General features: G+C 55.7%; 18 protein-coding genes. 4 read left to right on the top strand and 14 right to left on the bottom strand.

Annotated features, from left to right (window positions below):
- Positions 1 to 6: 6 nt before the first annotated feature.
- Entirely contained in the window at positions 7 to 582 is a 576-nt protein-coding gene (gene nfuA / locus NR114_RS20235) for a Fe-S biogenesis protein NfuA (RefSeq protein WP_006328556.1), read from the bottom strand.
- 67 nt (positions 583 to 649) lie between these two features.
- Positions 650 to 1,333, bottom strand: coding sequence for a DNA utilization protein GntX (gene gntX, locus NR114_RS20230; protein ID WP_187962023.1), 684 nt, complete (start codon positions 1,331 to 1,333; stop codon positions 650 to 652).
- Positions 1,334 to 1,375: 42 nt separating this feature from the next.
- Between gntX and bioH the strand changes: the two genes are divergently transcribed.
- Both bioH and NR114_RS20220 read left to right on the top strand, forming a co-directional pair.
- Positions 1,376 to 2,152, top strand: a complete 777-nt coding sequence (bioH, locus tag NR114_RS20225; protein WP_020837366.1) for a pimeloyl-ACP methyl ester esterase BioH — start codon at positions 1,376 to 1,378, stop codon at positions 2,150 to 2,152.
- A gap of 260 nt (positions 2,153 to 2,412) precedes the next feature.
- Entirely contained in the window at positions 2,413 to 2,697 is a 285-nt protein-coding gene (locus NR114_RS20220; RefSeq protein ID WP_046372469.1) for a YdgH/BhsA/McbA-like domain containing protein, read from the top strand.
- 37 nt (positions 2,698 to 2,734) lie between these two features.
- Here the strand turns inward: NR114_RS20220 and NR114_RS20215 are convergent, their stop codons facing one another.
- The 5 genes from NR114_RS20215 to greB all read right to left on the bottom strand — a co-directional run bounded on the left by NR114_RS20215 (position 2,735) and on the right by greB (position 9,190).
- Positions 2,735 to 2,977 (bottom strand): FeoC-like transcriptional regulator, encoded by a 243-nt coding sequence (locus NR114_RS20215; protein WP_044554790.1) that lies wholly within the window; start codon positions 2,975 to 2,977, stop codon positions 2,735 to 2,737.
- Entirely contained in the window at positions 2,977 to 5,292 is a 2,316-nt protein-coding gene (gene feoB / locus NR114_RS20210; RefSeq protein ID WP_234529242.1) for a Fe(2+) transporter permease subunit FeoB, read from the bottom strand. Before feoB ends, NR114_RS20215 begins: the two co-directional genes overlap by 1 nt.
- Before the next feature lie 71 nt (positions 5,293 to 5,363).
- Positions 5,364 to 5,582 (bottom strand): ferrous iron transporter A, encoded by a 219-nt coding sequence (feoA, locus tag NR114_RS20205; RefSeq protein WP_020837362.1) that lies wholly within the window; start codon positions 5,580 to 5,582, stop codon positions 5,364 to 5,366.
- Between the two features lie 646 nt (positions 5,583 to 6,228).
- Positions 6,229 to 8,559, bottom strand: coding sequence for a Tex family protein (locus tag NR114_RS20200; RefSeq protein WP_256814486.1), 2,331 nt, complete (start codon positions 8,557 to 8,559; stop codon positions 6,229 to 6,231).
- Positions 8,560 to 8,716: 157 nt separating this feature from the next.
- Positions 8,717 to 9,190: a transcription elongation factor GreB gene (gene greB / locus NR114_RS20195; RefSeq protein WP_020837359.1), complete on the bottom strand. Its 474-nt coding sequence runs from the start codon at positions 9,188 to 9,190 to the stop codon at positions 8,717 to 8,719.
- A 416-nt stretch (positions 9,191 to 9,606) separates the two neighbouring features.
- Here greB and ompR point away from each other — a divergent pair, with 416 nt between their 5' ends.
- Together ompR and envZ are read left to right on the top strand one after the other, a co-directional pair.
- Positions 9,607 to 10,326 (top strand): two-component system response regulator OmpR, encoded by a 720-nt coding sequence (gene ompR, locus NR114_RS20190; RefSeq protein WP_004709363.1) that lies wholly within the window; start codon positions 9,607 to 9,609, stop codon positions 10,324 to 10,326.
- Complete coding sequence (gene envZ / locus NR114_RS20185; RefSeq protein WP_046372472.1) at positions 10,323 to 11,693, top strand: two-component system sensor histidine kinase EnvZ; 1,371 nt, start codon at positions 10,323 to 10,325, stop codon at positions 11,691 to 11,693. The genes ompR and envZ overlap by 4 nt, the downstream gene beginning before the upstream one ends.
- Positions 11,694 to 11,727: 34 nt before the next feature.
- Here envZ and NR114_RS20180 read toward each other — a convergent pair whose 3' ends face one another.
- From NR114_RS20180 to NR114_RS20150, 7 genes are all read right to left on the bottom strand, one after another.
- Complete coding sequence (locus NR114_RS20180) at positions 11,728 to 12,207, bottom strand: type II toxin-antitoxin system VapC family toxin (protein ID WP_046372473.1); 480 nt, start codon at positions 12,205 to 12,207, stop codon at positions 11,728 to 11,730.
- Positions 12,204 to 12,467: a plasmid stabilization protein gene (locus NR114_RS20175; protein ID WP_046372474.1), complete on the bottom strand. Its 264-nt coding sequence runs from the start codon at positions 12,465 to 12,467 to the stop codon at positions 12,204 to 12,206. Before NR114_RS20175 ends, NR114_RS20180 begins: the two co-directional genes overlap by 4 nt.
- Positions 12,468 to 12,593: 126 nt before the next feature.
- On the bottom strand, positions 12,594 to 14,213 hold the full coding sequence (gene pckA, locus NR114_RS20170) for a phosphoenolpyruvate carboxykinase (ATP) (protein WP_256814487.1): 1,620 nt from the start codon (positions 14,211 to 14,213) through the stop codon (positions 12,594 to 12,596).
- A gap of 196 nt (positions 14,214 to 14,409) precedes the next feature.
- A complete protein-coding gene (hslO, locus tag NR114_RS20165) occupies positions 14,410 to 15,288 on the bottom strand; it encodes an Hsp33 family molecular chaperone HslO (protein ID WP_115060734.1) in 879 nt (292 codons plus the stop codon).
- Positions 15,289 to 15,313: 25 nt separating this feature from the next.
- The gene (gene hslR / locus NR114_RS20160; protein ID WP_020837348.1) at positions 15,314 to 15,721 is read right to left on the bottom strand and encodes a ribosome-associated heat shock protein Hsp15; all 408 of its coding nucleotides are present in this window, start codon (positions 15,719 to 15,721) and stop codon (positions 15,314 to 15,316) included.
- Entirely contained in the window at positions 15,718 to 16,398 is a 681-nt protein-coding gene (yrfG, locus tag NR114_RS20155; protein ID WP_046372475.1) for a GMP/IMP nucleotidase, read from the bottom strand. Before yrfG ends, hslR begins: the two co-directional genes overlap by 4 nt.
- A gap of 96 nt (positions 16,399 to 16,494) precedes the next feature.
- A complete protein-coding gene (locus tag NR114_RS20150; protein WP_234529240.1) occupies positions 16,495 to 18,627 on the bottom strand; it encodes an intracellular growth attenuator family protein in 2,133 nt (710 codons plus the stop codon).
- Positions 18,628 to 19,000 lie beyond the last annotated feature (373 nt).

Raw genomic sequence — 19,000 nt, 5'->3', positions numbered from 1 at the left:
AGGGTATCAGTAGTAAGAGTGCTCGCCGCGCTGGTGCTCGGTCAAATCGCGCACGCCTTTCAGTTCAGGGAACTTCTGCAGCAGCTCTTTCTCGATGCCTTCCTTCAGGGTCACATCGACCATTGAACAACCGTTACAACCGCCGCCAAACTGCAGAATAGCCAGGCTATCGTCGGTGATTTCCATCAGGGTCACACGGCCGCCGTGGCCAGCCAGCTGTGGGTTGATCTGCGACTGCAGCACGTATTCAACACGCTCCATCAGCGGCGCATTGTCGTCTACCTTGCGCATTTTGGCGTTTGGCGCTTTCAGCGTCAGCTGCGAGCCCAGTTGGTCGGTGACGAAGTCGATTTCGGCATCTTCCAGATACGGTTTGCTCAGCTCGTCGATATAGGCGGACAGCTTTTCGAACTTCAGCTCGGTATCTGTCGCTTCAACGGCGTCCGGCGGGCAATAAGAGACACCGCATTCGGCCGTAGGCGTACCCGGGTTGATCACGAATACGCGGATTTGGGTGCCTTCCTCTTGGTTTGCCAGCAGTTTGGCAAAGTGTTCCTGTGCAGTATCTGTTATACGAATCATGGCATTAGCTCGTTAGTTCAAATAGTTGACTTTAATACTAGGTTATAATACGCCCATTGCCCTGGTACTACAACGTGCGGCAAACGCACCAGATTTGGATCGATGCGGCTCCCTGCTGCTGCAACAACTTGGCGATTTCCATGACCGTACTGCCGGTCGTCACCACATCGTCCAGCAGCGCGACGTGTCGGCCCGCCATGGTTTCATGGCAACGAAACGCACCACGCAAATTGCGCCGCCGCGCGCGGGCCGATAGCCGTTGCTGCGGAGCCGTTTTACGCACCCGGCTCAGGGCGGCGGGGCGGTAATCGCACCCTAACCAGTGGGCCAGTGGCCGCGCCAGCAGATCGCTCTGATTATAGCCGCGCCGCCAGCAACGTTTTGCCTGTAAGGGTACCGCTAAAATGATATCGGGTCTGTTCAGATATTGCTCTCGATGCGCCTGTTGCCAGTTCAGCAGGATTAGCCGCGCCAGCAGCGGGGCCAGTTCCGGCGTGTGCTGAAACTTGAACTTTTTTATCAACTGGCGCAGAGGCGCGGCGTAGTCATTGACGAACACCAGCGCCTGCCAGGGTGGCGGCTGTTGCAGGCAGCGGCCACAGGGCAATCTGGCATCGCCGGCGGGCAGACCGCAGCGCGGGCAGCACAAAGGTTTGGCGGGCATGTGACGCAGGCAGTAGCTGCAGATACCCTGACCATAAAGACGCAGCGACTGTCGGCATAGCCAACAGCGGCTCTGGATTGATAGCATAACCGTCCTCCCTGACGGATGAGAATGAAAGGACAATAACGGATGAGTGCGTTGTACTGGCAAACAATAGGTGAAGGCGATCGCGATCTTGTGCTGCTCCACGGCTGGGGGCTGAATGCCGAAGTGTGGCATTGCATGATTGAGCGACTGACACCGCATTTCCGCCTGCATCTGGTCGACCTGCCGGGCTATGGCCGTAGCCAGGGGTTTGGCCCTATGTCACTCGAACAGATGGCGGAAACCGTGATGGCCGCGGCACCGGCGCAGGCCTGGTGGCTGGGCTGGTCGCTGGGCGGGCTGGTGGCCAGCCAGATTGCGCTGTTGCAGCCGCAACGGGTGAGCGGGTTGATCACCGTGGCTTCATCACCTTGTTTTGCCGCTCAGGATGACTGGCCGGGGATCCGCTCGGAGGTGTTGAGCGGTTTCCAGCATCAGTTGGGGCAGGATTTTCAGCGTACCGTAGAGCGTTTTCTGGCATTGCAGACGCTGGGAACGGAAAGCGCGCGGCAAGATGCCCGCCTGCTGAAATCGGTGGTGCTTAACCAACCGATGCCAAGCGTTGAGGTATTAAACGGTGGGCTGGAAATACTGCGAACGGCCGATTTGCGCCAGCCACTGGCCAAGCTGCCGTTGCCGCTGTTACGGGTTTACGGTTATCTGGACGGTTTGGTGCCGCGTAAGGTGGCAGAACTGCTTGATGCCAAGTGGCCAAACTCGCCATCAATCATCATTGCAAAAGCAGCTCATGCACCATTCATTTCCCACCCTGATGAATTTGCAGAAATTATTGGCACTTTTGTGGCAGAAAATGGGATCTGACCCAAAATCGCACAATAAAGCGCTAAAAAAAGAGCCGCTTAGTGGATAAAAAATAAACCTGTTCAATACTTAGGTGGGTAACTGCGTTGGCTGCACAATGAAAAAACGCGTGCGTATTTTCATTCGGCGTTTCGTCTCTGGGAAAACGGTCTCGTCAGGGAAAGCAACGAGGTCCGAAGATGTCACGGCAGCCAGTGTTATCGCGCATTTACTCTGGACGGCTTTCATAACAAATAAATTATCCCTTGAGAGGTATGGTAATGAAATCTTTGAAAATGATTGTTGCAGCGTTAGTTGTGGGTTCCGTGTCTTTCAGCACCCTGGCGGCAACCTTGCTGACCAAGGAAGATCTGGATAAGAATCCGGGTAAATATGAGAAGATCGGTACGGTAACTACCACCGCACAAACCACATCGCCGATGGATGCAAAAGAAGAACTGTCCAAACTGGCTGATGAAAAAGGCGGACAATATTACGTGATCCTGGCAGGCCGTGAGCACGGCAAGTTCAGTGCTATCGCCGAAGTGTACAAAGACAAGCAATAATCAAGAAGGGGGCGCGCCTCGTGCCGCGCCCCACCTCTCAGTGTTTTAACCGATATATCACCGTACTGCTGCACGCTTTGCCTTCCGGACAGCTTTTGCAGCTGCCGCTCAGGCAGGCGCTGTTATCCTGCTCGATACGCTCCACTTTCCCCATTGCGACCAAACGCTCCAGCATTGCCTGCACCAGCGGCAGCGGAGCCGCCAGCTGACGGCTAAGCTGAAGCGCCTGTACGCTACCGTGCAGCGCCAATGCGTCGCGGATCTGCAGCAGGCCGGCCATCAGTGGCAGTTGCCCTTGGCGCCCTGACAGCAGGCTGCCGGGGTGGCGTTGCTCAGGCGTACCGTGACCCGACTACGTGCCCGGCGCAGGCCGAACAGAATCAGCAGATTGAACAACACCACGATGGCGATCGCCGCCAGACTGTACTGTGGATGCTGGCTGAAGGTGGCAATCTGATAAAACAGCGTGGCCAGCGAGTAGGCCACGTTCAGCCCCCAGAGAATGGAGAAGGTCATCCAGCCGCGGCTGGATTCGCGGGCGATGGCCCCCATCACCGAGACGCAAGGGACGTACAGCAAAACAAAGATCAGGTAGCTGTAGGCGGAAACCCCGGAGCCGAATTTGCTGCTCATAACGCCCATTGAGCCGACGTCCATTTCCCCATCGCCCTTGCTGGCCTCAATCGGGTTGGACAGTACGCTCAGGCTGAAGGTGTCTTTCAGCCCTTGCCAGGTGGTGTCCAATGCGCCACCCAGTTCATCCAGCAGGTTAAAGTTGGCGGCATCAAATTCGGTGCTGTTGATATGTTCGGCGGTGTACAGGGTATTTAGCGTACCGACCACCACTTCTTTCGCCATGGCCCCGGTCACCAGGCCGACGGTAGCCTGCCAGTTGTCACTGTGCACGCCCATCGGTTTCAGCAGCGGCGTCAATACTTTGGACACCGACGCCAGCGCCGAGTCATTAATGTTATCTACCGGCTTGCCGCTGAACGAAAAGCTGTTCAGGCCGCCAATAAAGATGCTGGCAACCACAATCACCTTACCGGCACGCAGCACAAAGCCTTTTAGGCGCTGCCAGGTTTGCAGCAGCAGGCTTTTCAGGTGTGGCACGTGGTAAACCGGCAGCTCCATCACGAAGGGGGAAGCTTCACCGCGCATGATGGTGTACTTCAATACCAGACCGGTGAGGATTGCCACCACAATACCCAGCATATACAAAGAGAACACCACGCCTGCGCCGTCCTGGCCAAAGAAAGCAGCGGCAAACACGGCGAAGATCGCCAGCCGAGCCCCGCAGGACATGAAGGGCGCCATCATGATGGTAATCAGGCGTTCGCGCTGCGCATCCAGCGTACGTGCGCCCATGATCGAAGGCACGTTACAGCCGAAGCCGACGATCAGCGGCACGAAGGACTTGCCGGGCAACCCGAGCGCCTGCATCAGGCGGTCCATCACGAATGCCGCACGCGCCATATAGCCGGAGTCTTCGAGGAACGACAGGAACAGGTACATCATGCCAATTTGCGGCACCAGCGGCAGCACGGTGTTGATACCACCACCGACCCCCTGCGCCAGGAAAATGGTCAACCATTCAGGGAAGTGCAGGGTATAGCCCAGCCATTGAATACCCTGAATAAAGATTGCCGCCGACCCGATATCGAAGATCGGCTGCAGTGCGCCGCCGAGGTTGATGGCTAGCAGGAACATCAAATACATCACCAGCAGGAAGATGGGCACCCCTAACCAGCGGTTGAGGATCACTTTATCCAGCGCTTCGGTCAGACGGTTCGGCATGGCCTGTTGTGAATTGCTCACGGCATCGCACAGGGTGGCGATTGACTGATAACGCGCATCGGCAATCACCAGTGCAGGATCTTCCTGCTGTTGCCGCTGCAGCGCCTGTTTGGCCGCTGGCAGCAGGGCCGCCGCAGGGCCGGCAAGCTGATGGCTGTAGATATCGCCTTCCAGCATCTGCAGCGCCAGCCAGCGACGTTGTTCGCTTGGCAGGGTCTGCGGCATGGCGTCGCTCAGCGTGGTCATTTCCTTGAGCAGCAGCGGCGGGTAGTTCACCAGCGTTTTTAATTCGTTGAACTGATGGTTGTCGATCATCTGCTTCAGCACGCCAATACCGTCGGCTTTGGTGGACACCATCGGCACCACCGGACAGCCGAGACGCGCCGACAGTGCCGCGATATCGATATTAATTTTTTGGCTTTTGGCGATATCCAACATATTCAGCGCGACAATGCAGGGGATGCCCAGCTCCAGCAGTTGCAGCGTCAGGTATAGATTACGTTCCAGATTGGAAGCATCGACCACGTTGATCAGCAGATCGGCGTCGCCGCTCAGAATGTAGTGGCAGGCAATTTGTTCGTCGAGTGAGGTTTGCTCCGAGATGGTGGTCAGGGAGTAGGTGCCGGGCAGATCGACCAGTTTGACCTGTGATTGCGGCGTGGTGAACAGGCCTTCTTTGCGTTCTACCGTCACGCCCGCCCAGTTACCGACCCGCTGGCGTGCCCCGGTCAGCTGGTTGAACAGCGTAGTTTTGCCGGAGTTGGGGTTGCCTATTAAGCCAATAGTGAGTTTTTTCATAATTTAGCGTGATATCAGTCAATGGAAGTTGGGCCAGGCAAGATGCATGGCCAAAGCAAGGCGGCTCAGGACTAGCCGTCGAGCAGGATCAGGGCCAGATCTTTCCTGCGCAGCACCAGGCTGACGCGGCGGGTTTTTATTTCTATGGGATCACCCAATGGTGCGACGCGTACCACTTCAAAAGACGAGCCCGGCAGCATGCCGAGGGATAAAAGTTTTTGGCGATAAGCCGGGCCGATTTCATTGGCGAAGCCGGCGATCTTATAAGACCGTTTAGGCAGAAGATGCATGTAACCTTCTCTAAGCCCAGGCTATTGGGCTGGTGATGATAAAAGAACGTTCCAATGGCAGTCCCGAGATAAAAACCACGGGCTGCCGACGCTTTCAATCCATGAGGTAATGCAGTGAACACGCAAAATAATAATAGTGAGAATAATTATCGTATTCAATACAAAAAATAGGGGTATTGGTAACCAAAGGTTGTGGCGATCACATTTAGAGAATGCAATTGCCTGACAGCGCTATTTTTATCACCCAGCCTGGTGGGGTGCAAATGCGAATGGTGAGTTAAATCAGTTACGTATTTGTAGTGAATTTTTCCGGTTTGAAAAAAGTAGTGACAGATTCGACAGCTTTGATTCGGTGACGTCAATATCGGTATTTATTAGGCAACATATTGCCGGCTGAATACGAGCGCTAAGCATTTGTGTTTCGCTGAGAAATACCGGAATGAGAATTTAATGTTAATAGAGATGTTAATAAATGGCTATTTAGCGTGGCTTTCAGGCTTAAAACCGGAATTATCAGGGCTGTCGGCGGCAGCGAATAAAAATGCGGGTTTATTGAGGCGGGTCAAAAAATGATGAGGGTATTTAGCGGAAAAGGGAGGGGTTAACCCCCTCCCTGTGCCTCATGCGTTTTCTGCTGGCCGCCTGACTACGACTTTCTGCCGAAGGCCGCCGCCAGTGCGTCACCCATGGCGCTGTTGCCTGCCGAGGTGTTAGCGCCACGCGGTTTGGACTTATTGGCCTGCGGTCGCGAGGTGTTGTCCTTGGCCGGTGCTGAATTGCCACCGCGCCGTGGGGAACCTTCACCCGGTTGCTCGTCCAGACGCATGCTCAATGCAATGCGTTTACGTTGCAGGTCCACTTCCATCACCTTCACTTTGACGATGTCACCGGCTTTCACCACGGTGTGCGGATCTTCGACAAACTTGTCCGCCAGCGAGGAGATATGCACCAACCCATCCTGATGCACGCCGATATCAACAAAGGCACCGAAGTTGGTGACGTTGGTGACCGAACCTTCCAGGATCATTCCCGGCTGCAGGTCGTTGAGGGTTTCCACCCCTTCGGCAAAGGTTGCGGTTTTGAATTCCGGACGCGGATCGCGGCCCGGCTTCTCCAGCTCCTTCAGGATGTCGGTCACCGTCGGCACACCGAACTTCTCGTCGGTAAAGTCGCTGGCCTTCAGGCTGCGCACCGCCGCCGGGTTGCCCATCAGATCCTGCAGAGCCTGATGAGTTGCGGCCAGAATGCGTTCGACCACCGGGTAGGTTTCCGGGTGAACGGTCGAGGCGTCCAGTGGGTTGTCGCCGTGGTTGATACGCAAGAAGCCGGCGCACTGTTCAAAGGCTTTCGGCCCCAAGCGACTGACTTTCAGCAGCTGTTCGCGGTTGCTGAAGCGGCCGTTTTCGTCACGCCAGGTGACAATATTCTGCGCCATCATGCGCGTCAGGCCGGCTACGCGGGTTAGCAGCGGCACCGAGGCGGTATTCAGATCCACACCGACGGCGTTCACGCAGTCTTCGACCACGGAATCGAGCTTTTTCGCCAGTTGGCTTTGGCTGACGTCATGCTGATACTGGCCGACGCCGATGGATTTCGGATCGATTTTGACCAGCTCGGCCAGCGGATCCTGCAGACGACGTGCGATGGATACCGCACCGCGCAGCGAGACGTCGAGGTTAGGGAATTCCAGCGCCGCCAGTTCGGAAGCGGAGTACACCGAAGCGCCAGCTTCGCTGACGATCACCTTTTGTGCTTTGACTTCGCTGAACTGCTGTTGCAGGTCGAGGTAAAAACGTTCGGTCTCGCGCGATGCGGTGCCGTTGCCGATGGCGACCAGCTCCACTTTATGCTTGATGCACAGTGCGGCGACGATGGCGGCGGCTTTAGCTGCCTGACCGGTGTGCGGGTACACGGTGTCGGTGGCGACCAGCTTGCCGGTAGCATCGACTACCGCCACTTTGACCCCGCTACGCAGGCCCGGATCCAGCCCCATGGTGGCGCGCATACCGGCCGGTGCCGCCATCAGCAGGTCATGCATGTTACGGGCAAAGACGTTGATCGCTTCATCTTCCGCGCGTTCGCGCACCGTGCTCATCAGTTCGGTTTCCAGATGCAGCAGCACCTTGATACGCCAGGTCCAGTTGACCACCGCTTTGCGCCAGGCGTCCGCCGGAGCATCATTCAGGCGCAGATCCAGGTGGCTGATGATGATCTGCTCCGCCTGGCTTTCGCGTGGGGCTTCTTCAAACTGCGGATCGGCATTCAGCGCCAGCTGCAGTACGCCTTCGTTACGGCCGCGGAACATGGCCAACGCACGGTGCGATGGCACCTGGGCAATGGGTTCATGATGATCGAAATAGTCGCGGAACTTGGCCCCGGCTTCTTCCTTGCCTTCCACCACTTTGGACACCAGGTGCGCATGTTTCCACAGGTAGTTACGGACCTTGGCCAGTAATGCGGCGTCTTCGGCGAAGCGCTCCATCAGGATATAACGCGCGCCGTCGAGGGCGGCTTTTACGTCCGCTACGCCCTTGTCTGCATTAACGTAACCTTCGGCCAACTGTTCAGGTTGCTGCTGAGGATCCTGCCACAGCGTGTCCGCCAGAGGCTCCAGACCGGCTTCAATCGCGATCTGGCCGCGGGTGCGGCGCTTCGGTTTGTAAGGCAGGTAGAGGTCTTCGAGTTCGGTTTTGCTTTGCGTGGCGGTGATCGCCGTCGCCAGCTGTTCGGTCAGTTTGCCCTGCTCGTCGATCGATTTAAGGATGGTCTGACGGCGGTCTTCCAGTTCACGCAGATAACCCAGGCGGGTTTCCAGCTGGCGCAGTTGGGTATCGTCCAGACCCCCGGTGACTTCCTTACGATAGCGTGCAATAAAGGGCACGGTATTACCTTCATCCAGCAGACGGATGGCGGAGTCAACTTGCTCCGGCCGGGCCTGCAGTTCTGTTGCAATAATGCGGCTCAGTGGGTCATTCATAAGTCTGGTATCTGTTGAGAACGGTTGGTAAACAGGGGGACAGTTATACGGATTGCGCGGGGAAAATGCCAGTGGAGCGGGCCGCCTCTCGACAGTCATAGCGCGTAAAGCGGCCTGTACTGCGGCGGCGGGCGGTCGCTCGGAAAAAACTGAAATCTTATTTTACGTACTCGATCTCATTCACGTACCACAGGGCATCGCCGACTGGCGTATTAACGGTGGCGGCATCACCCACTTCTTTTTTAAGCAGCGCGCGGGCCATGGGCGAATCGATGGAGATGTAGTCTCGGCGGCCAAAAATCTCGTCATAGCCGACGATGCGAAAGCGTTTAGTGTCGCCGTCCTCGTTTTCCACTACCACCCAGGCACCGAAAAACACTTTGCCTTCCTGCTGCGGGGAGTAATCGACAATCTTTAATTGCTCGAGGCATTTGGTCAGGTAGCGTACGCGGCGATCGATTTCCCGCAGCCGTTTTTTGTTGTACTGATAATCGGCATTTTCACTTCTGTCGCCGAGGCTGGCTGCCCAGGTCACTTTTTTGGTGACCTCTGGCCGATCTTCGCGCCAGAGAAAGTCTAATTCCTGCTTTAGCTTGTCGTAACCTTCGCGGGTTATCAGCTGCGTTCTCATCGTGGTTCCGCCTTTAGGGACATATCAAAGGGAAGGACGTCATTGCGTGGGCAAAGTGTCGCATAAACTCGCATCGGGCTGTAGGCTGCTGTTGCACAATCCAATGAGCGTTAATCATCGGCCACGCGCAAAATTGCCGGTGCTGGCGTTTCTTATCGCCCCGGCTGAGTTACACTGCCGAATCAGCCGTCGGGTATGCCGCCAGCCAAAAGACGCAGTGCTTCTAAATTTAACCTATGCGCATCGTGATTTTGGCGAATCGTCGCGGGCATTTTGATGAAAATTGTTGATAAATGGGCAAAAGAATAAGCTTTGTAACAATTTCGTCTAGAATATATACCATTAAACGCTGTCCGAAATGACAGGGTTTTTTAACAATATTCACGTCAGGCAATAAAGCCTTTGGGAGTAATACAATGCAAGAGAATCATAAGATTCTGGTCGTCGATGATGACATGCGCCTGCGTGCGCTTTTAGAGCGTTATTTAACCGAACAGGGTTTTCAGGTTCGCAGCGTAGCCAACGCTGAGCAAATGGATCGCTTGCTGACTCGTGAATCATTCCACCTGATGGTGCTTGACCTGATGTTGCCGGGCGAAGATGGTCTTTCCATCTGCCGCCGTCTGCGCAGCCAAAGCAACCCTATGCCGATCATTATGGTGACCGCCAAAGGTGAAGAAGTCGACCGTATCGTTGGCCTGGAAATCGGCGCTGACGATTACATCCCAAAACCTTTCAACCCGCGTGAACTGCTGGCCCGCATCCGTGCGGTGTTGCGCCGTCAGGCCAATGAACTGCCGGGCGCTCCTTCACAGGAAGAGGCGGTGATCGCCTTTGGTAAATTCAAACTGAACCTCGGCACCCGTGAAATGTTCCGCGAAGACGAGCCTATGCCGTTGACCAGCGGCGAATTCGCAGTGCTGAAGGCGCTGGTGAGCCATCCACGCGAACCGCTTTCACGCGACAAGCTGATGAACCTGGCCCGCGGCCGTGAATACAGCGCTATGGAACGCTCCATCGACGTGCAAATTTCTCGTTTGCGTCGCATGGTCGAGGAAGATCCTGCGCATCCACGCTACATCCAGACCGTTTGGGGTCTTGGCTACGTCTTCGTCCCGGACGGCAGCAAGGCATGAGACGATTGCGCTTTTCACCGCGTAGCTCGTTTGCCCGAACCCTGCTATTGATCGTCACCTTGCTGTTCGTCAGCTTGGTGACGACCTATCTGGTGGTGCTGAACTTCGCCATCCTGCCCAGCCTGCAGCAGTTCAATAAGGTGTTGGCCTACGAAGTTCGTATGCTGATGACCGACCGGCTGCAGCTGGAGGATGGTACTTTGCTGGAAGTACCGCCGGCGTTCCGTCGCGAAATCTATCGCGAACTGGGCATTTCTCTCTACACCAATTCTGCGGCGGAAGAGAGCGGTCTGCGCTGGGCGCAGCACTACCAATTCCTCAGCCAGCAAATGGCGCAGCAGCTCGGCGGGCCCACCGACGTGCGAGTGGAAGTAAACAAAAACTCACCGGTGGTGTGGCTGAAAACCTGGCTGCAACCGGATATCTGGGTGCGTGTTCCGCTGACTGAAATTCACCAGGGCGATTTCTCGCCGCTGTTCCGCTATACCCTGGCGATTATGCTGTTGGCGATAGGTGGCGCCTGGCTGTTTATCCGCATTCAGAACCGCCCGCTGGTGGAGCTTGAGCACGCCGCTTTGCAGGTGGGTAAGGGCATCATTCCACCGCCCCTGCGTGAGTATGGCGCATCGGAAGTCCGTTCGGTAACGCGGGCCTTTAATCAGATGGCGTCGGGCGTCAAGCAACTGGCGGACGACCGCACATTGCTGATGGCCGGGGTGAGCCACGACCTGCGTACGCCACTGACGCGTATCCGTCTGGCGACCGAGATGATGAGTGCCGAAGACGGCTACCTGGCGGAGTCGATCAATAAAGATATTGAAGAGTGCAACGACATCATTGAGCAGTTTATTGATTATCTGCGCACCGGCCAGGAGATGCAGACAGAAATCAGCGATTTGAATAGCATTCTGGGCGAAGTGGTGGCTGCCGAGAGTGGCTATGAGCGGGTGATTGAAACCGCTTTGGCGCCGGGCGAACTGATGATGAATGTGCATCCGTTGTCGATCAAGCGTGCGGCAGTGAATATGGTGGTGAATGCGGCGCGTTACGGCAACGGTTGGATCAAAGTCAGCAGCGGCCGTGAGCTGCAGCGCGGCTGGTTCCAGGTGGAAGACGACGGCCCGGGCATTAAACCGGAAGAGCTGAAGCATCTGTTGCAGCCATTTGTTCGTGGTGACAGCGCGCGCAGTACCAGCGGGACCGGCTTGGGCCTGGCTATCGTACAGCGTATTATCGATGGGCATCATGGCGCACTGGATATCGGCACCAGCGAACGCGGTGGGCTGTTGATTCGGGCTTATATTCCGTTACCGATGGAGAAAAAAGAGTCGGGCAATGGGCATCAGAACCCGAAGGACAGCGCGTAATCTTTTTGTCTGGGGGCCGCAGTTTGCGCCCCCGTCAGGACTTCCTGCTCATCACGTAGTATTCCGCTGCCTCTTCATGCAGACGCCGGCCCGTCGTGGCCTGCCAGGGATCGATTAACTCAATGCCGCAATGGATAAAGTTTTGGGTATTGCGCGTGGCCAGGGTGGCACCGTAATGCAGGCAGGTGGCGGCGATTTGGGTATCGACGATGCCCATTAACCGGCCCTGACGCTGATTTTTCTCCATAAGTTCCGCGTATTGCAGTGCGCAGAGTGTATCAAATGGCAGGGTTTGCTCATCAAATCTAATCTGCACTGCCTCCGCCAGCTTGTGTTTGAATTCGCGCTGCCGTTTCCCATCAGGCATACAGGCAACTCCACTGAACAACTCGGCGAGAACTATCGCACTCAGATAAAGCTCATCATTGTCTTTTTCATTCAGCCATCTGATGACGTTATAGTGCGGGTTGGGGCGCAACGTTTCTGAAACCACGTTGGTATCGAGAATAATCATAATTGGTCATCGTCGTCGTCAAAGGTGACAATACGCGGCGGCGTGGCATCGCGCGGTGGGATCTCCAGTTCAACCCCGCCCAACTCGGCAAAGTGTTGATGCATCCAGGTGCCTAACCCATAACGCGGCGGTTTCTTCAATAATGCCTGTTTCAAAATCATGCGAGCTTCCTCCTCCATGGAATGGCCATTTTTTGCTGCCGAGACGCGCAGCAACTCCTTTACTTCGTCGTCCAGATTTCTGACGGTTATGGTAGCCATTGAAACCTCCGTTGCTATCAATGATTGCACTGCATTATTATCTCTTTGCGTCGTTCAAAAAAACAACCAATAAAAATAAAAAAAGGCGTGATATCCACGCCTTAGCTGAAGCTGTAAAAGGAGGTATTACAGTTTTGGACCGGCGCTGACCAGCGCTGCACCCGCTGGAGTGTCGGTGTATTTGTCAAAGTTGGTGACAAAACGCTCTGCCAGATCCTGTGCCTTCTCTTGCCATTGCTCAATGCTGGCGTAAGTGGCGCGCGGATCCAGGATATCCGGGTTGACGCCCGGCAGTGAGGTTGGCATCGCCAGATCGAAGATAGGCAGGGTAATGGTTTCTGCCTTATCGATTTCACCGCTGAGGATCGCATCGATAATACCGCGAGTATCTTTGATCGAAATGCGTTTACCGGTGCCGTTCCAGCCGGTGTTGACCAGGTAGGCCTGGGCACCCGCAGCCTGCATGCGCTTCACCAGGACTTCGGCGTATTGCGTTGGGTGCAGCGACAGGAAGGCTGCGCCGAAGCAGGCGGAGAAGGTTGGGGTCGGCTCGGTCACGCCGCGCTCGGTACCGGCCAGCTTGGCGGTAAAGCCGGACAGGAAGTGGTACTGGGTCTGGTTGGCGGTCAGGCGAGAAACCGGTGGCAACACGCCGAAGGCGTCCGCAGTCAGGAAAATCACCTTGGTGGCGTGGCCGGCCTTGGAAACTGGCTTGACGATGTTCTGGATGTGATAGATCGGGTAGGAAACACGGGTGTTTTCGGTTTTCGAGCCGTCGTTGAAATCAATTGTACCGTCGGCCAGCACCGTGACGTTTTCCAGCAGCGCATCGCGTTTGATGGCGTGATAGATATCCGGCTCGGCTTCTTCGGACAGCTTGATGGTTTTGGCGTAGCAGCCGCCTTCGAAGTTGAACACGCCGTCGTCATCCCAGCCGTGTTCGTCATCGCCAATCAGCTGGCGTTTTGGATCGGTGGACAGGGTAGTTTTGCCGGTGCCGGACAGGCCGAAGAACACCGCCACGTCGCCTTTTTCACCCACGTTAGCCGAGCAGTGCATGGAAGCGATGCCTTTCAGCGGCAGCAGGTAGTTCATCATGGAGAACATACCCTTTTTCATTTCGCCGCCGTACCAGGTGCCGCCAATCAGTTGCATGCGTTCGGTCAGGTTGAAAGCGACAAAGTTCTCCGAGTTCAGGCCCTGTTGCTGCCAGTTCGGGTTAGTGCATTTGGCGCCGTTCATCACCACGAAGTCCGGTTCGAAATCCTGCAGTTCTTCTTCCGTCGGGCGAATGAACATGTTTTTGACGAAGTGCGCCTGCCAGGCAACCTCGGTGATAAAGCGGACTTTCAAGCGTGAGTCGGCGTTGGCGCCGCAGAAGGTATCCACCACAAACAGGCGTTTGCCGGAGAGCTGCGTGGTGACCAGCTGTTTCAGGTCAGCCCAAATTTCCGGACTGAGGAGTTTGTTGTCGTTTTTGCCTTTACCCTGATCGGCCCACCAGACGGTGTCGCGGGTGATGTCGTCACGGACGATGTACTTATCTTTCGGGGAACGGCCGGTAAAAATACCGGTGTCGACGGATACAGCACCCAGCTTGGTTACGACCCCACGCTCATAACCTTCCAGAGATGGGTCTGTTTCTTCCTTGAACAGCAAGTCATAACTCGGGTTGTGAACGATTTCGCCGACGTTATGAATCCCATAAGCGGCCAGATCCTGAGGGGTTATACCTTTAACACGCATGTCACTACTCCTTGGTCACAGAATTTCTGGCGCCAATTGTAGGGATTCAGCAGCGAGTAACCGCGATAGGTATCAAATATTTAACGTTTTAGTCGGTTTTTCGTTACGATCTGAGAGATAGCACACGGAAAAAAGCAAACGTGCAAACGAGGTGAATGAGCGGGCGCAGGGCGCGCCCGCCGATATGGGGTGCTACTTAGTGCAACTGATCGCTGTCACCGGTGTTACCGCTGTACAAGGCGGCAACGTCTACGGCGTCAAACACATAGTGATTGCCGCAGTAATCGCAGTGCATATCGATATTGCCATCCTGCTCCAGCATTTGGGCCACTTCGTCGGTTGGCAAGGTGACCAACGCATCAGCGCAGCGCTGACGTGAACAGGTGCAACGGAAGATCACGTCCTGTGGTTCATACAGAGTGACTTCTTCCTGGTGATACAGGCGATACAGCACTTCATTGGCCGGCAGGCTGAACAGCTCTTCGCTTTTCACCGTGTTGGTCAGTTGTACCAGATGATCGAAATCATCGGCATTGCCGTCCTGTGCCGGCAGCACCTGCAGCAACATACCGCCCGCGGCCGGTTGGCCTTCGAACTCGCCGGTGCGAATGAACAGACGGGTTGGCAGCTGTTCGGACTGGCGGAAGTAAGCCTCAAGGCATTCGGCCAGCGTTTCGCCTTCCAGTGCCACTACGCCCTGATAGCGCTCGCCTTCGGTTGGCGCGATGGTGATCACCATGACGCCGTTGCCGATCAACTGATGCAGCGTGCTGTCATCGGCGATTTCGCTCTGTACGCGCGCTACGCCACGCATTTCCTGGCGGTTGTTGCCGTTAATCACGGCCAGCTTCAGCGGGCCATCACCCTGTAATTGTACGGTGATATCGCCGTCGAACTTCAAGGTTGCGGTCAGCAGGCTGGTGGCCACCAGCAGTTCACCCAGCAGTTTTTTAACCGGCGCCGGATAATCATGGTTGTTCAGGACCTGCTGATAGGTTTCGCTGACGGTAACCAGCTCACCGCGCACCGCGTAGTTTTCAAACAGGTAACGGTGCAATTGGTCATGGTTAGACATAGTTTTCTCTCATTGCGGCGAGGGGTTATTCCTGCTCACCAAATTTAAATTTAATCAGGTCGCGCCGCTCTTTCTTGTCCGGACGGCGGTCCGGATGCGGCATGGTCAGCGCATTCATCTTGCGTGCGAGCGCCACTTTCTCTCGATTGGCGATGCTGGCTTCGGTTTCCTGATACATTTGCTGCGCCTCGTCGGCGCCGCGCCGTTGGCTGGCCAGAGCCAGAACGATCACCGTGCGTTCATCGTTACCCTGACGCAGCTTGATCTCGGCATTGAGCTCGACATTCTTGCTCGGCTTACCGCGCTGTCCGTTATAGTGCACCTTGCCGCCGTCGATCATGTCCCGCGCCAACGCGCGGGTTTTGTAGAAACGAGCCGCCCAAAGCCACTTATCCAGCCGGACCGCGTCGTCCCGTGTTTCCTTATCTTTCATTGCTCCCCCTTGGCTAACGCCGGTATCAACAGGCGGTAGTCGCGCATTGCCGGGTAGTGTCGAAAGGTTTTCTCCGCCATGCTGGAGTCCGGATTCTGCACGCCCAGGCAATAGCGAATACCGAAGGTGCGGGCAGCATCCAGAATAGGTTCACCGTCGTCGACGAACAGGGTGCGTTGCGGATCAAATCCGGTGTGTTGCTGCACGGCCTGCCACAAACGCTGATCTTCTTTCGGATAACCAAATGTGTGGGTAGAAAGTAATAAATCAAGGTGGCGATCCAAACCGGTATGCTCAATTTTTACCGCCAGGCTGTGCGGATGGGCGTTGGTCAACAGGATAGTCCGGTGACCTGCGGCTCGCAATGCCTGCAAAAAGGGCTCGGTATCCTCACGCAGGCGGGCTCGGCTGCCAACCTCAGTGGTCATGCGGTAAATATCAAGATCCAGCCGTTCGCTCCAGTAGTCGAAGCAGTACCAGTTCATGGTGTGCTGCACCGCCAAATATTCCTGGTGAATGATTTTACGCGCTTCGTCGAAGGGAATAGCACGCTGCTCGCTCAGGGCTTGTGGCACCAGGCTGAGCCAAAAGTGGCTGTCGAACTCCAGATCGAGCAGGGTGCCGTCCATATCCAGCAGCACGGTATCAATTTCACGCCAGTCAAACTCGGGAACCATGAAAACTCCATAGGCGAACCGTCGGGGGTCCGGAGGATAAGGGGAATAGCGTTAGCGTAGCATAAGCGGATGACAGGAAGCAGGCCTGCGAGCGACTCAGGGCATTGGCCGCAATGACATCGGGGAGAGCTGCGGGTTAAAGCAGCTTTCGTAATAGCGCTGGATATCGGCGGTTCGGTGCTGGTTGATGCGGCGGCGCTGCACCAGTCGCCAGGTGTTGTAACCCAGAATGACGGCGACCGTCAGCAGCAGCAGGCTGGTACCGAGATAGCGCCACAGGGTGATGATATCCGGCTCGCTGTGCAGCGCAATATGGCGTGTACCGTTGGCGTCGACGCTGATACTGGTGATCACGCCCTGAGCTTCAAACGGCGTATGCAGCAGCATGCTGGCCAGACGTTGCAGTTCATTCCATTGATCGAGCGCGTTGTACTCGTTTAAGGGGACCGCAGGCTGTGGGTGATTGACCAGCTGTTTACCTTCATCGCTGCTGATCAGGAACCCGCCAGGTGGAGGGCTGTTGAGCGCGGCGGCGGCCTGCCGGGTTTCGCTGTAGACAAACGACGATGCGGCAACCTTGGTCAGGCTTTCCAGCGATTCGGCACTTACCGGGCGCAACAACACGTTGACCCCCTGCAAAGCGCCCGACTTGGCGCGTTTCACCAGGGTAGCCCAGTTTTTGACGTTACCCAGGTTCACCAGGGCGTTTTTCAGCCGAACGCAGTCGTTGTCCGCCTGGCAAAGATCCTGCGTTTTCAGCACGATATCGGAAAAATCATCCAATAGGATCATGCCGGATTTTTCAATCGCGCTGGCCAGCTGCGGGTTGAGTTTCTGATCGGTACCATCGGGATGCAACTGAGTATTGACCGTCGCCAGCAACGCTGAAGCTTTGTCGATGACGTCTGATTCCGGCTGCGGCAGGGGGGCTGCGTTGTTCCAGTAAATGCCTGAGCAGTCGAAAGGCATAAAGTTGGAGGTGTGCGAACCGCTGACCGGTGGCGGCACATAACACATACCGTTGCCTTGAGCTTTCAGGGTATCGCCGATGCGCAAGGTGGCGCCTTCGAGAGCCTGAACGTTGGTCACTTCGATTTTTTGCGCGCCCTGCAGCCAGGCCATGCTCAGCTTAAGCGGCAGACTTAGCGGAATATAGGTCAGCAGCAGCACCAGCACCAAAAACGAACTGGCCATCAGCACCGCGTTTCTGCCCCACTGCTGCAACGGGAAGTTTTTCACCTCATCATGCAGAGAAAGGAAGCGTCCCTGGCGTAACACCTGGCGGTTAAGGTAGATATCCACGTCGGTGGTCTTGCCCAGATCCTGGGTGATATAAGGCTGCCAGTGCGGCGGATAAATCAGATCGATGATGCCGAGAGAGATATTGCTGATCTGCCCCTGATTAGATTCGCCAAACAGCCCCCAACGCTTGGGGGTGCCACGCAGGCAGTGCACTTCTTTCAGTTCGCGTGATGTCGGCCGACGGAACAGATTCCAGCAACCCCAGGCGATCATCAGCACGGCGACCACTATCATCCAGGGAATGACCACCACCGGGCTTATCAGGCTGAAGAACAGCAGCAGCAGGGCAGCCGAGATAACGGCGGCTTCCTTGATGCCGTTCGGGCGAGTTAGCGCATGTTCTTCCGGCGTTTCCTTGCGGATATTCACCAGCTCGACATGCTCGCTCTCTTCCTTGCGAATGGAGGCATTTTGGCTCGGGGCTGCTTTCACCACCGGCGGTTGCGGCCGATCGTGAATATGGTCTTTCAGCGAATGCCCGTTGAGGGAGATAACCAGCGGTAACGTCTGGGTTCTGATCACTTCCACATGGTTATCGGCGCTGATGTACTGTTCCCAAAACGGTGGCAGATGCACCTCTTCGGCGTCCAGATAATAGCGCCACTTGTTGGGTTCATCGCTGGCCAGCCCGTAGCGGGTAATGGCGTGGGTAATGGGGTAGACGTTATCGCTTTGCGGGGTCAGCGCCAGCTTGGCGGAAGGCAATGAGCTGTTACCGGGCAACAGTTTGTTGCTCAGCTTATTTTGCTGGCCGAGATAATGCTCGACGGCGGCGCGCTCTTCGCCGGTCAGTTTACGGTGTGTGGGTTTGATAAAGGGCAACGCGCGCGTGAGCAGCGGCTGATTGCGGGCTTTAAACCAGAGATACAGGCCAGCGGCAATCAGGCAGGCAAGCACTAAGGCCAATATCAACACTATTGTGCTCATGCTATCCCCATCTTGGACCCGTGAACCTCACCAACCTGATGAATCGTGGCGCATTATACGCAGTCAAATCACCAAGAGACACCCTGAACAGTGACGGGAGGAAAGATTCTCCGCCGGGATCTCATTTATTGATAATAACTGCCCGTTTTATCGCCATGTCTTACCTGCGTGATGATAGCAATCGGGCTCTTCTATCGGTATCGGCATTATCTTATTTTAATGCACTCTTTTTTACCCGAGAAAGACAGAAAATTGGCAGGTGCTGGCTACAGTTGTTAAAAAAAAGTAAATTACTGCTTGTGCTCGTTGCGGCAAAGGTTCTCATTAACGCACAATGTGATCAAGATCGGTTTTGGTCAGCGTTTGAGCGCAA

Origin of the sequence: Serratia sp. Ser99 (genome assembly GCF_024519545.1) — a bacterium.
Lineage (GTDB): Bacteria > Pseudomonadota > Gammaproteobacteria > Enterobacterales > Enterobacteriaceae > Serratia > Serratia liquefaciens.
Note: the sequence above shows the minus strand (reverse complement) of the source record. Positions and strands in the feature narration are given on the sequence as shown.

Bases quoted from the DNA above. Each gene is read 5' to 3' on its own strand.
- NR114_RS20150 (WP_234529240.1), bottom strand. From the start codon at position 18,627: ATGAGCACAATAGTGTTGATATTGGCCTTAGTGCTTGCCTGCCTGATT.
- nfuA (WP_006328556.1), bottom strand. From the start codon at position 582: ATGATTCGTATAACAGATACTGCACAGGAACACTTTGCCAAACTGCTG.
- ompR (WP_004709363.1), top strand. From the start codon at position 9,607: ATGCAAGAGAATCATAAGATTCTGGTCGTCGATGATGACATGCGCCTG.
- feoB (WP_234529242.1), bottom strand. From the start codon at position 5,292: ATGAAAAAACTCACTATTGGCTTAATAGGCAACCCCAACTCCGGCAAA.
- bioH (WP_020837366.1), top strand. From the start codon at position 1,376: ATGAGTGCGTTGTACTGGCAAACAATAGGTGAAGGCGATCGCGATCTT.
- yrfG (WP_046372475.1), bottom strand. From the start codon at position 16,398: ATGGTTCCCGAGTTTGACTGGCGTGAAATTGATACCGTGCTGCTGGAT.
- NR114_RS20220 (WP_046372469.1), top strand. From the start codon at position 2,413: ATGAAATCTTTGAAAATGATTGTTGCAGCGTTAGTTGTGGGTTCCGTG.
- NR114_RS20200 (WP_256814486.1), bottom strand. From the start codon at position 8,559: ATGAATGACCCACTGAGCCGCATTATTGCAACAGAACTGCAGGCCCGG.
- hslR (WP_020837348.1), bottom strand. From the start codon at position 15,721: ATGAAAGATAAGGAAACACGGGACGACGCGGTCCGGCTGGATAAGTGG.
- greB (WP_020837359.1), bottom strand. From the start codon at position 9,190: ATGAGAACGCAGCTGATAACCCGCGAAGGTTACGACAAGCTAAAGCAG.
- pckA (WP_256814487.1), bottom strand. From the start codon at position 14,213: ATGCGTGTTAAAGGTATAACCCCTCAGGATCTGGCCGCTTATGGGATT.
- NR114_RS20175 (WP_046372474.1), bottom strand. From the start codon at position 12,467: ATGGCTACCATAACCGTCAGAAATCTGGACGACGAAGTAAAGGAGTTG.
- NR114_RS20215 (WP_044554790.1), bottom strand. From the start codon at position 2,977: ATGGCCGGCCTGCTGCAGATCCGCGACGCATTGGCGCTGCACGGTAGC.
- NR114_RS20180 (WP_046372473.1), bottom strand. From the start codon at position 12,207: ATGATTATTCTCGATACCAACGTGGTTTCAGAAACGTTGCGCCCCAAC.
- envZ (WP_046372472.1), top strand. From the start codon at position 10,323: ATGAGACGATTGCGCTTTTCACCGCGTAGCTCGTTTGCCCGAACCCTG.
- feoA (WP_020837362.1), bottom strand. From the start codon at position 5,582: ATGCATCTTCTGCCTAAACGGTCTTATAAGATCGCCGGCTTCGCCAAT.
- hslO (WP_115060734.1), bottom strand. From the start codon at position 15,288: ATGTCTAACCATGACCAATTGCACCGTTACCTGTTTGAAAACTACGCG.
- gntX (WP_187962023.1), bottom strand. From the start codon at position 1,333: ATGCTATCAATCCAGAGCCGCTGTTGGCTATGCCGACAGTCGCTGCGT.